The sequence below is a fragment of the Pedobacter ginsengisoli genome (genome assembly GCF_030244015.1).
In the GTDB taxonomy this organism is placed as follows: domain Bacteria; phylum Bacteroidota; class Bacteroidia; order Sphingobacteriales; family Sphingobacteriaceae; genus Pedobacter; species Pedobacter ginsengisoli.
This window is the reverse complement of the sequence record NZ_JASSYX010000003.1, coordinates 464,387-480,981: the sequence shown is the minus strand read 5'-3', so window position 1 is coordinate 480,981 and position 16,595 is coordinate 464,387. Positions and strand designations below refer to the sequence as shown.

Sequence of the window (16,595 nt, the reverse complement as noted above, 5' to 3'; positions counted from 1 at the left end):
TATGAATTTAAGAGGAATAGTAGCAGTATCCGGCAGACCGGGCCTATTTAAGCTGGTCGGCCAAAACAAAGGCGGATACGTACTTGAGAGCCTTGACGCTCAAAAAGTTAAAATTGTGGCCAACATTGCCACCACAAAACTTGCTTCTTTAGAAGACATTACAGTTTATGGTCAGGAAGACGATCTTAAGCTCGTGGATGTACTCGCAAACATCGCCGCAGTAAAAGGGAATATACCTGATGCAAAATCAGATGGAGCTGCTTTGAAGAAGTTCTTTGAAGAGGTAGCACCCGGTCATGACCGTGAAAAAGTATATACCTCAGACATGAAGAAGATCGTCAGCTGGTACCATCTGCTAAAAGATCTTCCTCTGTTTACTGAAGCTGCTACTGCGGGTCCGGAACAGGAAGGAATAAAAACAGAAGAGAAGCTGGAGAAAAAGCCAAAAGCAACTCCGAAACCTGCCAATGCGAAGGCACCGGCCAAAACGGCCCAACCTGCTAAAAAGGCAAGCATGACAAGTAAAAAAGGGGTTTAAGGACCCCTTTTTTATTTAATAAAGTTGTCATAAAGAATGTTGACCGTAGTAGCCAGCAGGTCGTTAAAACCATTGCTATAAGTATCCCTGCATCCGTTGGTGATCACCACAAATCCGAATTTTTCATCCGGCTGAAAAAACATGGTACTGTATAACCCATAGGCAGAACCTGTATGCCCCTTCATTATTTTGCCGGGTATTAAGTTGTCCACCGTACGTATGGCGAGCCCATACCCTTCCTGATCTGATATTTTAGCCTGCATAGTAGCAGAGCTCTTTTTTGACAGGATCCGAACCCCGTTGTATTCGCCTCTGTACATATGCATGGTCATGTACCTGGCCAGATCAGGAGCAGAAATCTTCATTCCACCGGTAGGTGACAGTATTGGTGTACTATAACCCATCATATAATTTTTCAGTTCTTCCCTTCTTGGCGCATAAGCCATGGGAGCCGCCGTGAACTTTTTAGAAACAGTATCGTATTCATAAAGTGTCGTAAATAAGCTATTATCCAGGGAATCCACACAGTATCCACCATACAATTTCAAAGGGTCAAGAATGTGGCGCTTTACATACTGGTCAAAACGTTCCCCGCTAAGGTTTTCGATGACTGCTCCTGTCATATTATAATTCAGGTTGCAATATTGATATCCTTTACCCGGCTCATAACCGTTGTAGCACTTTGCCCAATCCGGATTTTTAGCAGGGTTGATCACATCCAGGTTAAAATATCCCTGGCTGTCATTTATGCTTGAAGTATGCGACATCACCATTTTGAGGGTGATCACAGTTTCGGGATACTTAGGATTACGTACTTTAAAACCTACAAGCTTGCTGAAGTCATCTGCTAATGAAAGTTTTCCCTTTTCCGCAAGCTGCATTACAGATGTGGCCGAAAATGATTTTGAAATGGAAGCAATTCGAAATAAGTTGTTTTCTTTCAGTGGGGTATTGCTTTCGATATCCTTCAGCCCAAAGGAATGCGTATAGATGATCCTGCCTTTTTTTACAACAGCTACTGAAAGGCCAACAGCCTCGTATTTTTTAATCGCTTCCTGAATTTTTGCTTCAGCCTCTGCCGATTGTGCAAAACTGCGGGCTGAGATGGATGTTAAGAAAAGTACCAGAAGGTATTTTAAGAAAATTGTTCTGTGCATAACATTTATAATTGGGCGTGTCTATATTCCGGCAGCAATAGCCTTCATTTTGGCCAGGCCGGTTTTAGCAACCAGCAGGGCATCCTGGGCATAATAGCTTTCGTTAAATACTTCGAGGGATAATATTACCGGTTTATTTGGGTTTTTCAGGACTTTCAACATTTGCCTGAGCGGCGCAATTCCGTCTCCCGGATAGATCCTGTCCGGCTCTGATATTTTAGCAGGAGTGATATTCGCCGGATAATCGTTGATATGAAAGACTTCTATCGCATGCTCACCTACGAAAGACAAGCTCTCCGGATCTGACCCTCCCTTAAAAATGTGAAAAGCATCTAAAAGCACGCTGGCTTCTTTGTGGCCGCTTTCTGTTGCTACATACAGCACATGGCTAATTTTTTTCAGGTTTTCCGAACCTCCCCACATTTCCACAAGCGGCTTAATGCCGGTTTGCCGGCCCATTTGCAAAACGGTGATATAGCGTTCTGTAATGGTATTCAGATCAATCAGTGGCAACGCGGTAGCACCCATTGGAGAGGCTGCTATACGTTTGCATCCTATTTTTGCCAGCAAATCCATTTCTTCCTGTAATTGTTTAAGGGCAGTTTTCCTGGTGAGCTCATCTTCGGCGATCCATTTGGCAAAGCCAATAGCATTCTCCACTGTAACTCCAAGGTCATCAATGATCTTTCTGGCCTCTGCCGTTGACCCGCCATTCTGCAGGTAAGCTTGAAAAGTATCTATCCAGATCTCAACCGAGCTGAAGCCCGCTTTTGCCGCAGTTCGCAATTCTTCGATAAAGCCAAGCTTTTGACCCCTTATGGTGCTCATATTCAACGAGAATTTAAAGGAAACCGGAGGTTTTTTCTCTGTAGCCGCGCTGGACGCAGGGACTTTCAATAAGGAAACTCCGGCAGTTAGACCGATTGTTTTTAGTGCCTGCCTGCGGCCTGGCAATGAAATGGACATGTAATTAATTTCTTAATGTAAACTATTATTTCAGAAATATAACAGTTTTTAAAGGAAAAACCACAACAATATAAAGGCGATAGCCGAAATAACAATGGCTATGATATAACTCAGGCGGTCTTTCTTCTTGTCGCTTTTGAACTGGTATTTTCTTTTAAAATCACTTGGTAGTTGCATAATGACTCCTTCTTTATATAATGATGATGGCTGGAACAGAATTCCATAAATTACTCATGATGATAGGGTTCTCCCTTTAAGATACTAAAAGCCCTGTAAAGTTGCTCTACAAAAAACAACCGTACCATTTGGTGGGAAAAGGTCATGTCCGAGAGAGACATACTGCCATTTGCCCTTTTATACACAGATTCATCAAATCCATACGGTCCGCCTATCACAAATATCACATGCTGAACACTTCCGATCATTTGTTTGTTCAGATAATTTGCAAACAGCACAGAAGTATATTTTTTGCCTTTCTCATCCAGCAGGATCACTGTGTCAGCATTGCCAATATGTTTCAGGATCAATTCCCCTTCGCGGCTTTTCTGCTGGGCCTCGCTTAAGTTTTTGGTGTTTTTGACATCCGGAATAACAATCATATTAAAACCGATATAATGCTTCAGCCTGTTCAGGTATTTATCAATGCCTTCGATCAGGTATCTGTCCTCAGTTTTTCCTACTACGAGCAATGTTATTTTCATCTATTTATTACCTTTAGTCCCTCACGCTCGTAACAACCTTAATTTTCAATTGTCATAAAAACATACCAGTTAAGCGGGTCACAAATATAATGGTAAAAACAAAAGATAGTATCCTTGCAGATTACGAAAAAAACATCCAGGTTCAACAGCTAACTATAGATAATTTAAAACGTCTGCTCAATAAAATTTCATTGTCCAGGTTAGGAGCCTTTATAGGAGAAATCTTAATTGTGGCCTTAATCATCAACTTTGGTTATTCCTGGTTTATGGGTGTATTAATCACTTTACCGGTTGTTTTGTTCCTTGTTTTGGTAAAAAGACAAACCAAACTGCAAAAGCAACTCGATTATGCAGTAAAATTGTTTTGGGTGTATCAAAATGAAGTGGACCATATCATTTCGCGTAACAATCAATATAGTGACGGGGAGACCTATAACGATGAGTCGCATCCATATTCGTCAGATCTTGATATTACCGGTCCCGGGTCATTGTTTGCCTATGTTAACCGTTGTAAGACCACCGAAGGTTTAGATCTGCTCGCATCTCATCTGCTTAAAGCTGCTGATAAAGCACACATATCACACAGGCAGGCCGCTGTTCTCGAACTGACAAACCGGATAGATCAGACATTTCATTTTCGTGCCCAGCTCCAGGACCATAAACCAGCACAGCTAGCCATACTAAAAGACAAACTTGAGCATCAGCTGCCGGTCCAGCTCGGGTTCACTGACAGCTGGTTCGTTAGATTTTATATCACAGCGGGTCCGCTGTTAATAATGACCTTATTTATAGCGGCAATTGTTTTGGGAGGGGTAATGTGGAAAGCATTCGCATTGGGCGCCCTCTTTAACGGAGCTGTTATTTTTTATTACATAGGCGGAATAAACAAGATTTACTATGGTTTCTCAGGGAGTGCGAATTTGCTTACCGCTTTTTCTGAAACCATTAAGTGGCAGGAAAGTATTGACTGGGAGTCTGCTTATATCAGGAATTTCCTGAATACCTCCTCCGCTGCCGTACCTGCAAGCAGTCAGATTAAAGCGCTTTCTAATATTGTGAGAGATTTTGATGCCAGGCTTAATATGGTTGTCGGAGCGGTTTTAAATGTATTTCTGGTGTGGGATTTAAGATGTTCAGTAAGACTTGCAAAATGGCATAGAAACTCAGCTGATGAGCTCATCGCCGGACTAAGCAGGATCAGTAAATTCGAAGAACTCATTTCTTTTGCTACCCTGAACTATAATCATCCTGACTGGAAGTTCCCCACAATAAATGATGATTTCAGTTTGAAAGCAAGCGGGCTTGGACATCCCCTGATCCCGGAGAAAACCAGGGTAGCAAATGATTTTTTGCTGACGGATTTGCCCACGGCCGATATTATTACCGGATCTAATATGGCCGGAAAAAGTACGTTTCTCAGAACTGTTGGAATCAATATGGTTCTGGCATTTGCCGGGGCTCCTGTCTGCGCAAAAGATTTGTCGTTATCTATATTCAGCCTGCTGTCTTATATGCGGATCAAGGACTCTTTAAATGACCAGACCTCAACCTTTAAAGCGGAATTGAATCGGCTAAAGATGATTTTGGACGCCACTGCTCGTGATCCTGCTTCATTCGTGCTTATTGATGAGATGCTGCGGGGGACAAACAGCAGGGATAAATACCTCGGTTCAAAGGTATTTATCGAGAAACTGATCGCACAAAAAACGCCCGTACTGTTTGCCACGCATGACCTTCAGCTTTCTGAAATGGAAGCAGATCATCCTAAGGAAATAAGGAACTATCATTTTGACATACAGATCTCCGAAGGAGAGATGAGTTTTGATTATAAGCTGAAACACGGGCCCTGCAAAACCTTCAATGCGGCTCTGCTGCTCAAACAGATCGGCTTAACATTAAGTTAATACGGGAATCCCATATTGCTGCGAGAATATAAATAGATATGATTAAAGCTTCCGATTTTGGTCCTGATTTTTTGTGGGGTGTAGCAGTCGCTGCGACGCAGATCGAGGGTGCAGCTGATTCATATGGCAAAGGACCTTCCATCTGGGACACTTTCTCTAAACGTTCGGGGAAAATTAAAAAAGGACATCATCCCGCGACAGCATGCGACTTTTATCACCAGTACCAATCAGACATCAGGTTGGTCAAAACACTTGGCTTTAAGATATTTCGTTTTTCTATATCCTGGCCCAGGGTATTGCCCTTTGGAAAAGGCCCTGTAAATAAAGAAGGAATCCGGTTTTATCACGATGTGATTGATGAATGTCTGGCCAATGGTCTTGTCCCTTATGTTACCCTGTACCATTGGGACCTGCCGGAAGCACTGGAGCGGGAGGGTGGCTGGACCGCGTTCAGCATCAATCATGCTTTCAATGAATTCACAACGCTTTGTGCCAGAACATACGGCGATAAGGTTAAAAACTGGATCGTGTTAAATGAGCCCTTTGGCTTTACTTCACTCGGTTATATGCTGGGTATACATGCCCCCGGGCAAACCGGGCTTACCAGTTTCTTTTCTGCAGTTCACCACGCCGCTATTGCCCAGGCAGACGGAGGAAGGATTCTCCGGTCAGAAGTTCCCGGAGCCAATATCGGGACTAGTTTCTCCTGTTCTGAAGTAGTTCCATACACACAAAGCGAAGCGGACGTAATGGCTGCCAGCAGATTTGATTGCCTGATGAACCGGCTCTTTATCGAGCCGGCCCTGGGTATGGGCTATCCGGAGACCGATTGGGATGTGATGGAGAAGTTTACCATCCAGCATTCTACCTGGCGGCACACCGGGCGGCTTAGCTTTGATTTCGATTTTATCGGCCTTCAAAATTATTTCCCGATAACGGTTAAATACAATCCATTTGTGCCAATCCTTCAGGCTTGGGAAGTAAAAGCAAAAAGCAGGAAGAAACCCCATACAGCCATGGGCTGGGAGATCAATGCTGATAGCTTTTATAACATTATCAAACAGTTCGCGGCTTATCCGAACATCAAAAATATTATGATCACGGAAAACGGCGCGGCCTGTCATGATAAACTTACCGGGAACTGCGTACAGGACACCGAACGCATTGAATATTTCCGGCTTTATCTTGGCGCGCTGTTAAAAATTAAACAGGAGGGAATAAATGTCACCGGCTACATGGCCTGGACACTCATGGATAATTTTGAGTGGGCCGAAGGTTTTAATGCCAGGTTTGGCCTCGTCTATAATGATTTTAAAACGCAGCAGCGGACGATAAAAGACTCAGGATATTGGTTTCAGGAGTTTTTAAAAAGTTAATCTTTAGTGTAAGAACCCGAAATAAATCAGCGGAACAATCTAATAAGCTATAGCATTCTTGAGGGATTACGAAACTAAAGTCCATGTCTAGTCCATGTCACCTCCAAGTCAAGTCCATGTATTTGCGCAAAAACACGGACATGATGTGTAATTTCAGAGTAAGCGATCTGTATTTCATTTGTCTCGTTATACTACAATAAAAAAGCATGGTCATTTGACCATGCTTTTTTTACTATGTCTTATAAAATTAAGCGTTTTTAGCCGCAGCTTCCCGGCGGATGATATTTAACGCACCACCTGCTTTGAACCATTCGATCTGTTGCTCATTGTAGCTGTGGTTTACCAGGATTTCTTCTTTAGTGCCATCAGCATGGTTTAATACCAGTGTTAACGGAACATTCGGTGTAAATGTGGTTAAACCAAGGATGTCAATCACATCGTCTTCCAGAATCTTATCATAATCATCCTTGTTGGCAAAGGTAAGGCCAAGCATACCTTGCTTTTTGAGGTTGGTCTCGTGGATACGGGCAAAAGATTTAACCAGAACGGCACGTACGCCAAGGTGACGTGGTTCCATAGCGGCATGTTCACGGCTTGAACCTTCTCCGTAGTTTTCATCACCAACTACGATCGAACCCAGACCTGCTGCTTTATAGGCACGCTGAGTAGCTGGTACAGGACCGTATTCGCCGGTAAGGGTGTTTTTTACATCATCAGTTTTCTCGTTAAAGTAGTTAACCGCACCAATCAGCATGTTGTTTGAAATGTTGTCCAGATGCCCGCGGAATTTCAGCCATGGCCCGGCCATTGAAATATGGTCAGTGGTACATTTTCCTTTTGCTTTGATCAGGAGTTTCAGGCCTTTAAGGTCAGTGCCTTCCCATGGTGTGAACGGATCAAGCAATTGCAGCCTGTGTGAAGTAGGGGAAACCAGTACGTTTACACCGCTTCCGTCAGCCGCAGGCTGCTGGTAACCGGCATCTTCTACAGCATAGCCATTTGCCGGCAGTTCATCGCCTTTTGGCGGATCTAACTTCACCTGTTCACCTTTATTGTTGGTTAAAGTGTCAGTTAAAGGGTTAAAGCTCAGATCACCTGCGATGGCAATTGCTGCTACGATTTCCGGAGAAGTTACAAAGGCGAAGGTATTTGGATTGCCATCGGCACGCTTAGCAAAATTCCTGTTAAACGAATGCACAATGGTATTTTTTTCTTGTTTTTCTGCGCCGACCCTGTCCCACATGCCAATACATGGCCCGCAGGCGTTGGTAAAGATGGTGGCGTTCAGCTCTTCAAAAGTTCCCAGCAGACCATCACGGTTTGCGGTGTAGCGCACCTGCTCTGATCCAGGGTTGATCCCGAAGTCAGCCTTTGTCGTCAGGCCTTTGTCAATAGCCTGTTTAGCAATAGATGCTGCTCTTGACAAATCTTCATAGGATGAGTTGGTACAAGAACCAATCAAGCCCCATTCTACTTTTAACGGCCATCCGTTGGCAACTGCTACTTCTTTCATTTTAGAAATAGGTGTAGCCAGATCCGGTGTGAAAGGACCATTCAGGTAAGGCTCAAGTTCTGAAAGATCAATTTCGATCAGCTGGTCAAAATATTTTTCCGGCTCAGCATAAACTTCTGCATCGCCTGTTAAGTGTTCTTTTACTGCATTGGCGGCATCAGCGATATCAGCCCTGTTGGTAGCACGTAAGTAGCGCTCCATGCTCTCGTCATAGCCGAAAGTAGAAGTAGTAGCGCCGATTTCGGCACCCATGTTGCAAATGGTTCCTTTCCCGGTGCAGCTCAGGTTCTTTGCACCCTCGCCAAAATATTCAACAATGGCACCGGTACCACCTTTTACGGTTAAGATCCCGGCCACTTTAAGGATCACATCCTTAGGAGAAGTCCAGCCGTTTAATTTTCCCGTTAGTTTGATCCCGATCAGCTTGGGGAATTTAAGCTCCCAGGGCAATCCTGCCATTACATCACAGGCATCAGCACCACCAACACCGATAGCAACCATACCCAAACCACCAGCGTTTACTGTGTGTGAATCAGTACCAATCATCATTCCACCCGGGAAAGCATAATTTTCAAGTACTACCTGGTGAATGATCCCTGCACCCGGCTTCCAAAAACCGATGCCATATTTATTTGAAACTGAAGCTAAAAAATCGAAAACTTCCTTACTTTCTGTATTTGCCGCAGGCAAATCTATTTCAGCGCCGTTCTTTGCGGTGATCAGGTGATCACAGTGAACAGTGGAAGGTACGGCAACCTTTGGCCTGCCGGCCTGCATGAATTGTAACAAGGCCATTTGTGCAGTGGCGTCTTGCATGGCCACACGGTCAGGAGCAAAATCTACGTAATCAGTACCTCTTACATAAGCGGTGCTTGCTTGGCCATCCCAAAGATGAGCGTAAAGTATTTTTTCTGAAAGTGTCAAGGGTCTGCCTACTAATTTACGTGCCGCCTCTACTCTGGGGCCGAAGTTTGCATACACCTTTTTGATCATTTCTATATCAAAAGCCATTGATAAAAAGGTTAAAGGGGTAAGTATTTTATAATTTGTAGCGAATTTACAAAAAAAAACAGGCCTGAGCCATCATCTGAAGATCATTATATTATTTATACCTATTCTAAATTACCTGATAACCGGGCTGTCAGACCGGGTTATCCGAAATGGCGTTCATAACTGGACGCCGCTGTACGAAAATGAACGCCTGGTTTTAGTCTGTCTGTTGTAACGGTCTGAAACAGAGTTTGTTTTATGATTTTTAGTTTTTGGCCTGTGGTTAGATATAAGGAAAGACTAAAGAGACTCAAAATGATAGCCCTGTTGTGTAAAATGCTGTAGTACCCTGGGTAATGCATATCTAAGACGGTCATAGGCCTTTATACTGTCATGAAAGACGACGATGGACCCATTTCCGGTATGTTTTACCACATTTTTAAAGCATTTTTGCGGATCAAGGCTGATGTCAAAATCTCCGCTTAAAACATCCCACATGACGATCTGCATGTCGGGGTGTACAGTGAGGAGCTTCGTGATCTGAGACTTTTTAATCCTGCCGTAAGGCGGGCGGAATAAATGCGTTTTTGTTAATTCCTGGCACTTTTGAAAGTTTTTTAGGTATATTTCATCCGGTGTTGACCAGCCTTTCAGATGATTGAAAGTATGGTTGCCGATGCTGTGGCCTTCGTTCTTTATGTTTTCAAAAATTTCGGGATGTTTATTAATGTTATCTCCAATACAGAAAAAAGTAGCTTTTGCATTAAAGGCTTTTAAAGTTTTTAATGCAAAAGCTGTAACATCGGGTATGGGTCCATCGTCAAAGGTTAAATAAATGACTTTGTCATTCCTGTTTTTATGCCAGGTAAGCGATGGGTAATACCATTTTAACAGAAGCGGGGATTTTATTAGGTACATGTTCAAACTTAGATAAAAAAATACGGTTGTTGTACCTGAAAATTTACAAAATGAATAAGTTGTTTATGTTAATATTGTGAAATTTAAATTATGAAAAGAATTGTCCTTAACAGTGCAGTATCCAGGCTTACCTTAATATTTACTTTGTTATTTGTGTCAGGTATAGTGCAAAACGCCTCTGCCCAGGAACTGATCACCATACGTCAGGCCATAGAAGAAACTCTAAATAATAACCTTCAGGTTAAGCAGTCTAAGCTCAGTGAAAGCCTTTCGGATGAAGATCTGAAGCAATCCAGGGCTGCGTTATTGCCAACCTTAAACGGCAACGGCAGCTATAATATTAATTTTGGCCGAAGTGTCGACCCTTCAACCAACCAGTTTAACAGCGAGAAATTCTCTTCATTTAACGGGGGCCTTTCTACTGGCGTTGATCTTTTTCAGGGTTTTCAGAAACTGAACCAGATCAGGCAGAATAAACTGCTTTTAGATGCCGGCAAAACAAATACGGAAAAAGTAAAGAATGACCTGATCCTTCAGGTAATCACTTCTTACATGCAGATCTTGTACAATAAGGATTTTTTGGTAGCTGCAAAGCAACAGTTGGCAGTAGCTCAGCAGCAACTGAAACAACAGCAGGAATTACTTGATGTCGGTAACAAGACACTGGCTGACCTTGCCGAGTCCAAATCACAGGTAGCTACTGCCGAGCTTGATGTGACAACCGCAGAAAACGCGCTGACTATTTCTTATCTGACATTGGCACAGCTGATGGACATTCCCTCTTCTACAAAATATGTTGTTCAGGCTCCGGATATCTCCAGCTTCAGCAATGCATCAGCAGTGTACAATCCGGAAGAAATATACGCCAGTGCCCTGGGACTCTTTCCCGATATTAAACTGGCGGCATTGCGCACGGAGGCCTCAAAGAAAGCTGTTGATATCGCAAAAGGGAACTATTATCCAAGCTTATCACTGGGCGCAGGTTTAAATACCAATTATTCAAGCGGCAGGACTTCCTTCGTGGGGGTCACTCCCGCGGGTTTTGATACTGTTGGATTTACCCGGACTGGAAATGATCCTGTTTTGGCCCCAAGATTTAATACACTCACTAAGGGATACCGCTTTAAAGACCAGATCAAAGACAATTTTGGCCAATATGTAGGCTTCAGTCTGCAAATCCCGATATTCAATGGTTTAAGGGCCAGAACAGCAGTGAGGAAGGCGAAAATCAGTTATATGCAGAGCCAGACCGATGAGCAGCTCGCCAAAAACAACCTGAACAAAGTGATCTACCAGGCGGTAGCTGACCTTAAAGCCGCGCAGAGCACCTTTGAATCGACTTCAAAAACTTTCGTTGCCCGCAAGGAATCTTTTTCTGTAATAGAGCAGCGATATAACGTAGGGCTGGTGAATTCTTTGGATTACAGTACCTCACAGACCAACAGGAACAAGGCCGAAATAGACATGATCAGGGCCAAGTATGACCTGCTGTTCAAATCAAAACTAATTGACTATTACCTGGGCAAACAGATAGAATTTTAAAGGACCATTATCGCCAAACGGCACATACACAATATAAAAATCAACATTAGATGAAATTAAAAACCATATTAATAATAGTAGGCGTCCTGATCGCGTTGCTTGCGGTCGCAAAGTTTACCGGTTTAATTGGCGGGGATAAAGCGGAAAAGGTCACTGTAGAGAAGGCGAGTGAGAAAAACGTTATTGAGACGGTTACCGCCAGTGGAAAAGTTCAGCCCGAAACAGAAGTAAAATTAAGTTCTGAAGTATCGGGTGAGGTGACAGAGCTTTTGGTAAAGGAAGGGGATGTAGTAAAGAAGGGGCAGCTTCTGATCAAAGTAAGACCGGATGTACTGAAATCGGGTTACGACAGGGCTATTGCCTCCAACAGTTCACAAAGGGCAAGTGTGGCAGCCGCTCAGCAGATGCTGCAGCAAAACGAAGGTAACTTTGTAAACGCAGAGGCCACTTATAAACGTAATGTCGAGCTGTTTAAAAGGAAAGTGATTTCGGCATCCGAATTCGACGCTGCTAAAGCCGCCTATCTGACAGCCAAAACGAATCTCGGAAGAGCTAAGGAGGACTATTCGGCTGCTAAATATCAATTGGCCCAGACGGCTGCAAATGTACAGGAAGCAGGTGCAAACCTGGCGAAAGCAACCATATTCGCCCCTGTTGATGGTGTTATTTCTAAACTTTCTGTTGAACTTGGTGACCGTATCCTTGGTACGGCGCAAATGGCCGGCACCGAAATCATGCGTATTTCTAATCTGTCTACTATGGAGGTCAATGTTGATGTCAACGAAAACGACATTAACCGTGTAAATGTAAATGACAATGCTTCAATAGAAGTTGACGCATTTGCCGATAAGAAGTTCAAGGGCATCGTAACAGAGATCGCAAGCTCTTCTAAAGATGTGGGTACGGCTGTTTCTACCGATCAGGTGACCAATTTTAACGTTAAGGTGCGCATTCTCGCTGATTCTTACAGCGACGTAAAAGAAGGTGCTAAAGACCTCCCTTCGCCGTTCAGGCCGGGGATGAGCGCTACTGTTGATATCGAAAGTGAATCCGTAAAAGGATTGGCTGTCCCAATTCAATCGGTATTTACAGACGCCGGTAAGCCTGCGCCCGGCACCGAAGGCAACAATGCAAATGCAGATCAGCAAAAATCCAAACTGACGGATAAAACGGTTAAACAATATGTTTATATTTATAAAGGCGATGGTACGATAAAAAAGGCGGAAGTGACCACTGGTATTCAAAACGACCAGTATATCATCATCAAATCAGGCCTTAAGGCAGGTCAGGAAGTAGTAACAGGTCCCTACTCCGCAATACAGAACCGTTTAAAGGACGGCGCCAAAGTAGAAAAAACCACTAAGGATCAATTGTTTGCGGCACCGAAATAAAAAGTAACGGCCTCAGTCGTTTTTAATAAGTAAATTGCCCCGGTTTAAAACAAAGACCGGGGTTTTTTATTTAATTGCTATGGTACCTAAAATTGCAATGATAGGGGGTGGTAGCTGGGCTACTGCGATCATCAAGATGCTTTCAGATAATTTTACTTCAAAAGAGATCTACTGGTGGATGCGCAACGCCGGAGCAATCACTCATCTTCAGAAGTATAAACATAACCCCAATTATCTAAGCTCAGTCGAGATCAGGATCCCGGAGGAAAATATTTCCGGCGATCTGGTAAAGATCATCAGCGCGACAGATTATATCATACTGAACGTTCCGGCAGCTTTCTTAAAAGAAACCCTGCAGGACATTACAGCAGATCAGCTCAGCGGCAAGAAGATCATATCAGCCATCAAAGGTATCGTACCTGACGAAAACATGATCATCGGGGAATTTCTGAATGAAAAATACAATGTTCCCCTGGAGGACATCGTAGTGATCAGCGGCCCCTGCCATGCCGAGGAGGTTGCGCTGGAAAAACTGTCTTACCTGACCATTGCCTCTATAAATACAGAACTAGCCACTTCATTTGCCAGTCTGGTAAATACCAGGTACATCAAGACCAATATATCTGATGATATTTTTGGAACAGAATACGCAGCGGTACTGAAGAATATTTACGCGATAGCCAGTGGAATTTGTCATGGCGTTGGCTATGGAGATAACTTTCAGGCGGTACTGATCTCTAATGCTATCCGCGAAATTAACAGATTTGTAAACGTTGTACATCCGATCTCCAGGGACATTAATGAATCTGCCTATCTCGGCGACCTGCTCGTTACCGCTTACTCACAGTTCAGCCGTAACCGTACCTTTGGGAACATGATTGGAAAGGGTTATACCGTTAAATCGGCGCAGCTGGAAATGAACATGATCGCAGAAGGATATTATGCGGTAAACTGTATGCATTACATCAATAAAAAATATAAAGTGGACATGCCGATCAGCAGGGCGGTATATGCCATTTTATATGAAAAGCACTCTCCCCATATAGAAATGCGCCTGCTTACCGAACAATTGAACTAAAAGCAAAAAAAAGCCCTTCAGCATTTGCTGAAGGGCTTTTTTTATATGCTGTGATTAAGATCTGCGTCTTCTGTCGCTGCCGCCGCTTTCACGTCTTCCTGCACCGCTTCCACCACGATCCTCACGGCTTCTGCCAGAGAAATCCCTGAATCCACCGCCGCTGTTTCCGCCTTCGCGTCTTCCGCTGCCGCCGCCATAGCTTTTACGCTCGCCACCGCCGCTTCTTCCGCCGCCGCTATAGCCGCCACCGCCGCTTCTTCTCTCGCCGCCGCCAAAGCCGCCGCGACTGCGTCCGCCGCCATCACCATCAGCTGTCTTTTCTATCCTTACACCACGATTGTTGAATTCAACACCCTTGAAGTTGTTGAGCAAAGAGTCAGCAGTGTCATCCATTACTTCGATGAAGGAATAGACACCTTTTAAATCAATTTTACCAACTGCTTTTCCGCTGATCTTTCCGTTGTTACAGACAAAAGATAACAAATCACCTCTGGTGAAATCATCTACAGATCCCAGGTTAATGAAAAACCGGGTATACCCGTCACTTCCTCTTGATGGTCTGCTTCCCCGTTCTCCGCGTTCCCCACGCTCACCGCGTTCTCCTCTGTCATCAGCAGTAGAATTCAGGTCAGGTGCATTTTTGTAATACTCAAGGAACCTGTTGAACTCTAAAGACGCAAAACGTTTGATCACTTCATCTTTGCTCAATTCAGCAAACTCGTCCATGATCCGTGGCATATACTGCTCGATCTGGGCTTCGTTAACCTCTACATTATGAACCTTGTGTACCAAAGCAAACAATTGTTTTTCGCAGACATCAAAACCTGTAGGCAGATCGGCTTTCGTAAACTTCTTGCCAATGATCCTTTCAATCTGACGGATCTTGCCAATCTCTTTAGAGTTGACAATACAAATGGAGATACCGGTTTTTCCGGCGCGGCCTGTACGGCCACTACGGTGGGTATAACTTTCAATCTCATCAGGTAAAGAATAGTTGATCACGTGCGTCACGTTATTTACATCAATACCACGTGCTGCAACGTCTGTAGCAATCAGCAACTGCATATGACGGTCGCGGAAACGCTGCATTACTTTGTCGCGCTGCTGCTGGGAAAGGTCTCCGTGGAGTGCATCTGCATTGTAACCATCTTTGATCAAATGCTCGGCCACATCCTGGGTATCCAGTTTGGTCTTACAAAATACTACCGCAAAGATTTCTGGGTTGAAATCCACAATCCGTTTTAAAGCAGCATATTTATCTCTTGCACGTACGGTATAGTATTCATGCTCGATATTTACGTTACCGGTATTTTTTGTTCCCATGGTCAGCTCAACCGGCGATTCCATGTAATTTTTAGCTATTCTTCTTACCTCAGGAGGCATAGTAGCGGAGAATAACCATGTTTTTTTATCATCAGGAGTTGTAGACAAGATGTCATTGATGTCTTCCTGGAAGCCCATGTTGAGCATTTCATCGGCTTCGTCAAGTACTACATATTTCACGTTGGTGAAATCTATAGCCTTACGTCCTATAATGTCCAGCATGCGGCCCGGTGTAGCCACTACTATTTGTACACCGATTCTAATTTCACGCAGCTGCTGCATAATGTTTGCACCGCCATATACGGCAACTACATTTGCACCAGAGATGTTTTTTGAGAAATTCTTGATGTCGCTGGTAATCTGCAAGCAAAGCTCTCTTGTCGGGCATAGAATCAGTGCCTGTGGCTTATTGCTTTTAAAGTCTATCAATTCTAACAGAGGTAAACCGAATGCGGCTGTCTTTCCTGTTCCTGTTTGGGCCAAACCAACAAAATCGTTATTGCCCTCTAACAGTACAGGAATACTTTGTTCCTGAATAGGGGTAGGTGCTTCGAAACCTAAATCCTTTACGGCATTAACAACATCATCACTTATCCCCAATTTACTAAATGGGTTTATCATGTAATATAATTTATTAAGCCGCAAAGGTAAGCTTAATAATTGATATTTTCCAGAAGCGTAACTAAATAAAAATGAGGGAATTAATTATCTGAGTCTGTCGGCGGACTTCAATAATTGCTCGTCTTTGCGGATACCGCGCAATGCAAGTGCGCAAAACAGTACCGCTAAAATGGGTAAAAATGCACCGACACCATAAGATGCACTGGCAATACCGCCGGGTATTTTTTGCGCATAATTGAAGATCCAATAGGACAGGGAGATGATGAGCACCATCGCTGCTATAATGATGCGTTTTTGTGCTGTCCTGTTCCTGAAGGCAAATATGGAAATGAAACAGATCAGCCCAACTGCGGCGGCGGAAATATAAAGCGGTCTGAATGACTCCACTTTTATCGCAGTTTCATTGGTTTTTTGATACAATCCGGTGACCATGATCCAAAATTCCGAACCATTGATCTGGTTGCTAACGACAGGCAACAACAATAATAAAAATAGAGTGAGGCTTGCTAGAAATAGCCATACAGACTGAACCCGTTGTATCATATCAATTCCATAATTTAAACAAAGATATTAAAAG

The 16,595-nt window shown here is 43.6% G+C and carries 14 protein-coding genes; 6 read left to right on the top strand and 8 right to left on the bottom strand.

All coding sequences use genetic code 11. The features are described 5' to 3' along the window. The first annotated feature begins 1 nt into the window (after position 1). Positions 2-538 (top strand): DUF5606 family protein, encoded by a 537-nt coding sequence (locus tag QEP08_RS14235; protein WP_285058989.1) that lies wholly within the window; start codon positions 2-4, stop codon positions 536-538. Between the two features lie 11 nt (positions 539-549). Here the strand turns inward: QEP08_RS14235 and QEP08_RS14230 are convergent, their stop codons facing one another. The 4 genes from QEP08_RS14230 to rlmH are packed head-to-tail and all read right to left on the bottom strand — an operon-like array spanning position 550 to position 3,362. Further along, positions 550-1,695, bottom strand: a complete 1,146-nt coding sequence (locus tag QEP08_RS14230) for a serine hydrolase domain-containing protein (RefSeq protein ID WP_285058987.1) — start codon at positions 1,693-1,695, stop codon at positions 550-552. A 21-nt stretch (positions 1,696-1,716) separates the two neighbouring features. Next, on the bottom strand, positions 1,717-2,661 hold the full coding sequence (locus tag QEP08_RS14225) for a sugar phosphate isomerase/epimerase family protein (protein ID WP_285058985.1): 945 nt from the start codon (positions 2,659-2,661) through the stop codon (positions 1,717-1,719). Positions 2,662-2,709: 48 nt separating this feature from the next. Next, on the bottom strand, positions 2,710-2,838 hold the full coding sequence (locus QEP08_RS14220; protein WP_285058983.1) for a hypothetical protein: 129 nt from the start codon (positions 2,836-2,838) through the stop codon (positions 2,710-2,712). Between the two features lie 50 nt (positions 2,839-2,888). After that, on the bottom strand, positions 2,889-3,362 hold the full coding sequence (gene rlmH, locus QEP08_RS14215) for a 23S rRNA (pseudouridine(1915)-N(3))-methyltransferase RlmH (protein ID WP_285058981.1): 474 nt from the start codon (positions 3,360-3,362) through the stop codon (positions 2,889-2,891). Between the two features lie 89 nt (positions 3,363-3,451). Between rlmH and QEP08_RS14210 the strand changes: the two genes are divergently transcribed. Both QEP08_RS14210 and QEP08_RS14205 read left to right on the top strand, forming a co-directional pair. Then, the gene (locus tag QEP08_RS14210; protein ID WP_285058980.1) at positions 3,452-5,266 is read left to right on the top strand and encodes a MutS-related protein; all 1,815 of its coding nucleotides are present in this window, start codon (positions 3,452-3,454) and stop codon (positions 5,264-5,266) included. A 38-nt stretch (positions 5,267-5,304) separates the two neighbouring features. Continuing rightward, complete coding sequence (locus QEP08_RS14205; RefSeq protein WP_285058979.1) at positions 5,305-6,642, top strand: GH1 family beta-glucosidase; 1,338 nt, start codon at positions 5,305-5,307, stop codon at positions 6,640-6,642. A gap of 247 nt (positions 6,643-6,889) precedes the next feature. On the opposite strand, the gene QEP08_RS14200 is transcribed toward QEP08_RS14205, so the two are convergent. Both QEP08_RS14200 and QEP08_RS14195 read right to left on the bottom strand, forming a co-directional pair. Continuing rightward, positions 6,890-9,166 (bottom strand): aconitate hydratase, encoded by a 2,277-nt coding sequence (locus tag QEP08_RS14200; protein WP_285058977.1) that lies wholly within the window; start codon positions 9,164-9,166, stop codon positions 6,890-6,892. Between the two features lie 279 nt (positions 9,167-9,445). After that, entirely contained in the window at positions 9,446-10,063 is a 618-nt protein-coding gene (locus tag QEP08_RS14195; protein WP_285058976.1) for a polysaccharide deacetylase family protein, read from the bottom strand. 90 nt (positions 10,064-10,153) lie between these two features. On the opposite strand from QEP08_RS14195, the gene QEP08_RS14190 reads away from it, so the two are divergent. The 3 genes from QEP08_RS14190 (at position 10,154) to QEP08_RS14180 (ending at position 14,074) form a co-directional block, all read left to right on the top strand. Beyond that, complete coding sequence (locus QEP08_RS14190) at positions 10,154-11,605, top strand: TolC family protein (protein WP_285058974.1); 1,452 nt, start codon at positions 10,154-10,156, stop codon at positions 11,603-11,605. A gap of 50 nt (positions 11,606-11,655) precedes the next feature. Continuing rightward, positions 11,656-12,996 (top strand): efflux RND transporter periplasmic adaptor subunit, encoded by a 1,341-nt coding sequence (locus QEP08_RS14185; protein WP_285058972.1) that lies wholly within the window; start codon positions 11,656-11,658, stop codon positions 12,994-12,996. A gap of 79 nt (positions 12,997-13,075) precedes the next feature. Beyond that, complete coding sequence (locus tag QEP08_RS14180) at positions 13,076-14,074, top strand: NAD(P)H-dependent glycerol-3-phosphate dehydrogenase (protein ID WP_285058970.1); 999 nt, start codon at positions 13,076-13,078, stop codon at positions 14,072-14,074. A gap of 54 nt (positions 14,075-14,128) precedes the next feature. Here QEP08_RS14180 and QEP08_RS14175 read toward each other — a convergent pair whose 3' ends face one another. Together QEP08_RS14175 and QEP08_RS14170 are read right to left on the bottom strand one after the other, a co-directional pair. Next, complete coding sequence (locus QEP08_RS14175) at positions 14,129-16,018, bottom strand: DEAD/DEAH box helicase (protein ID WP_285058968.1); 1,890 nt, start codon at positions 16,016-16,018, stop codon at positions 14,129-14,131. An 84-nt stretch (positions 16,019-16,102) separates the two neighbouring features. After that, positions 16,103-16,561, bottom strand: coding sequence for a DUF4293 domain-containing protein (locus QEP08_RS14170; protein WP_285058966.1), 459 nt, complete (start codon positions 16,559-16,561; stop codon positions 16,103-16,105). Positions 16,562-16,595 lie beyond the last annotated feature (34 nt).

Excerpts from the sequence above, each read along its gene's own strand:
- QEP08_RS14235 (WP_285058989.1), top strand. The coding sequence starts at position 2 with ATGAATTTAAGAGGAATAGTAGCAGTATCCGGCAGACCGGGCCTATTT.
- QEP08_RS14230 (WP_285058987.1), bottom strand. The coding sequence starts at position 1,695 with ATGCACAGAACAATTTTCTTAAAATACCTTCTGGTACTTTTCTTAACA.
- QEP08_RS14225 (WP_285058985.1), bottom strand. The coding sequence starts at position 2,661 with ATGTCCATTTCATTGCCAGGCCGCAGGCAGGCACTAAAAACAATCGGT.
- QEP08_RS14220 (WP_285058983.1), bottom strand. The coding sequence starts at position 2,838 with ATGCAACTACCAAGTGATTTTAAAAGAAAATACCAGTTCAAAAGCGAC.
- rlmH (WP_285058981.1), bottom strand. The coding sequence starts at position 3,362 with ATGAAAATAACATTGCTCGTAGTAGGAAAAACTGAGGACAGATACCTG.
- QEP08_RS14210 (WP_285058980.1), top strand. The coding sequence starts at position 3,452 with ATGGTAAAAACAAAAGATAGTATCCTTGCAGATTACGAAAAAAACATC.
- QEP08_RS14205 (WP_285058979.1), top strand. The coding sequence starts at position 5,305 with ATGATTAAAGCTTCCGATTTTGGTCCTGATTTTTTGTGGGGTGTAGCA.
- QEP08_RS14200 (WP_285058977.1), bottom strand. The coding sequence starts at position 9,166 with ATGGCTTTTGATATAGAAATGATCAAAAAGGTGTATGCAAACTTCGGC.
- QEP08_RS14195 (WP_285058976.1), bottom strand. The coding sequence starts at position 10,063 with ATGTACCTAATAAAATCCCCGCTTCTGTTAAAATGGTATTACCCATCG.
- QEP08_RS14190 (WP_285058974.1), top strand. The coding sequence starts at position 10,154 with ATGAAAAGAATTGTCCTTAACAGTGCAGTATCCAGGCTTACCTTAATA.
- QEP08_RS14185 (WP_285058972.1), top strand. The coding sequence starts at position 11,656 with ATGAAATTAAAAACCATATTAATAATAGTAGGCGTCCTGATCGCGTTG.
- QEP08_RS14180 (WP_285058970.1), top strand. The coding sequence starts at position 13,076 with ATGGTACCTAAAATTGCAATGATAGGGGGTGGTAGCTGGGCTACTGCG.
- QEP08_RS14175 (WP_285058968.1), bottom strand. The coding sequence starts at position 16,018 with ATGATAAACCCATTTAGTAAATTGGGGATAAGTGATGATGTTGTTAAT.
- QEP08_RS14170 (WP_285058966.1), bottom strand. The coding sequence starts at position 16,561 with ATGATACAACGGGTTCAGTCTGTATGGCTATTTCTAGCAAGCCTCACT.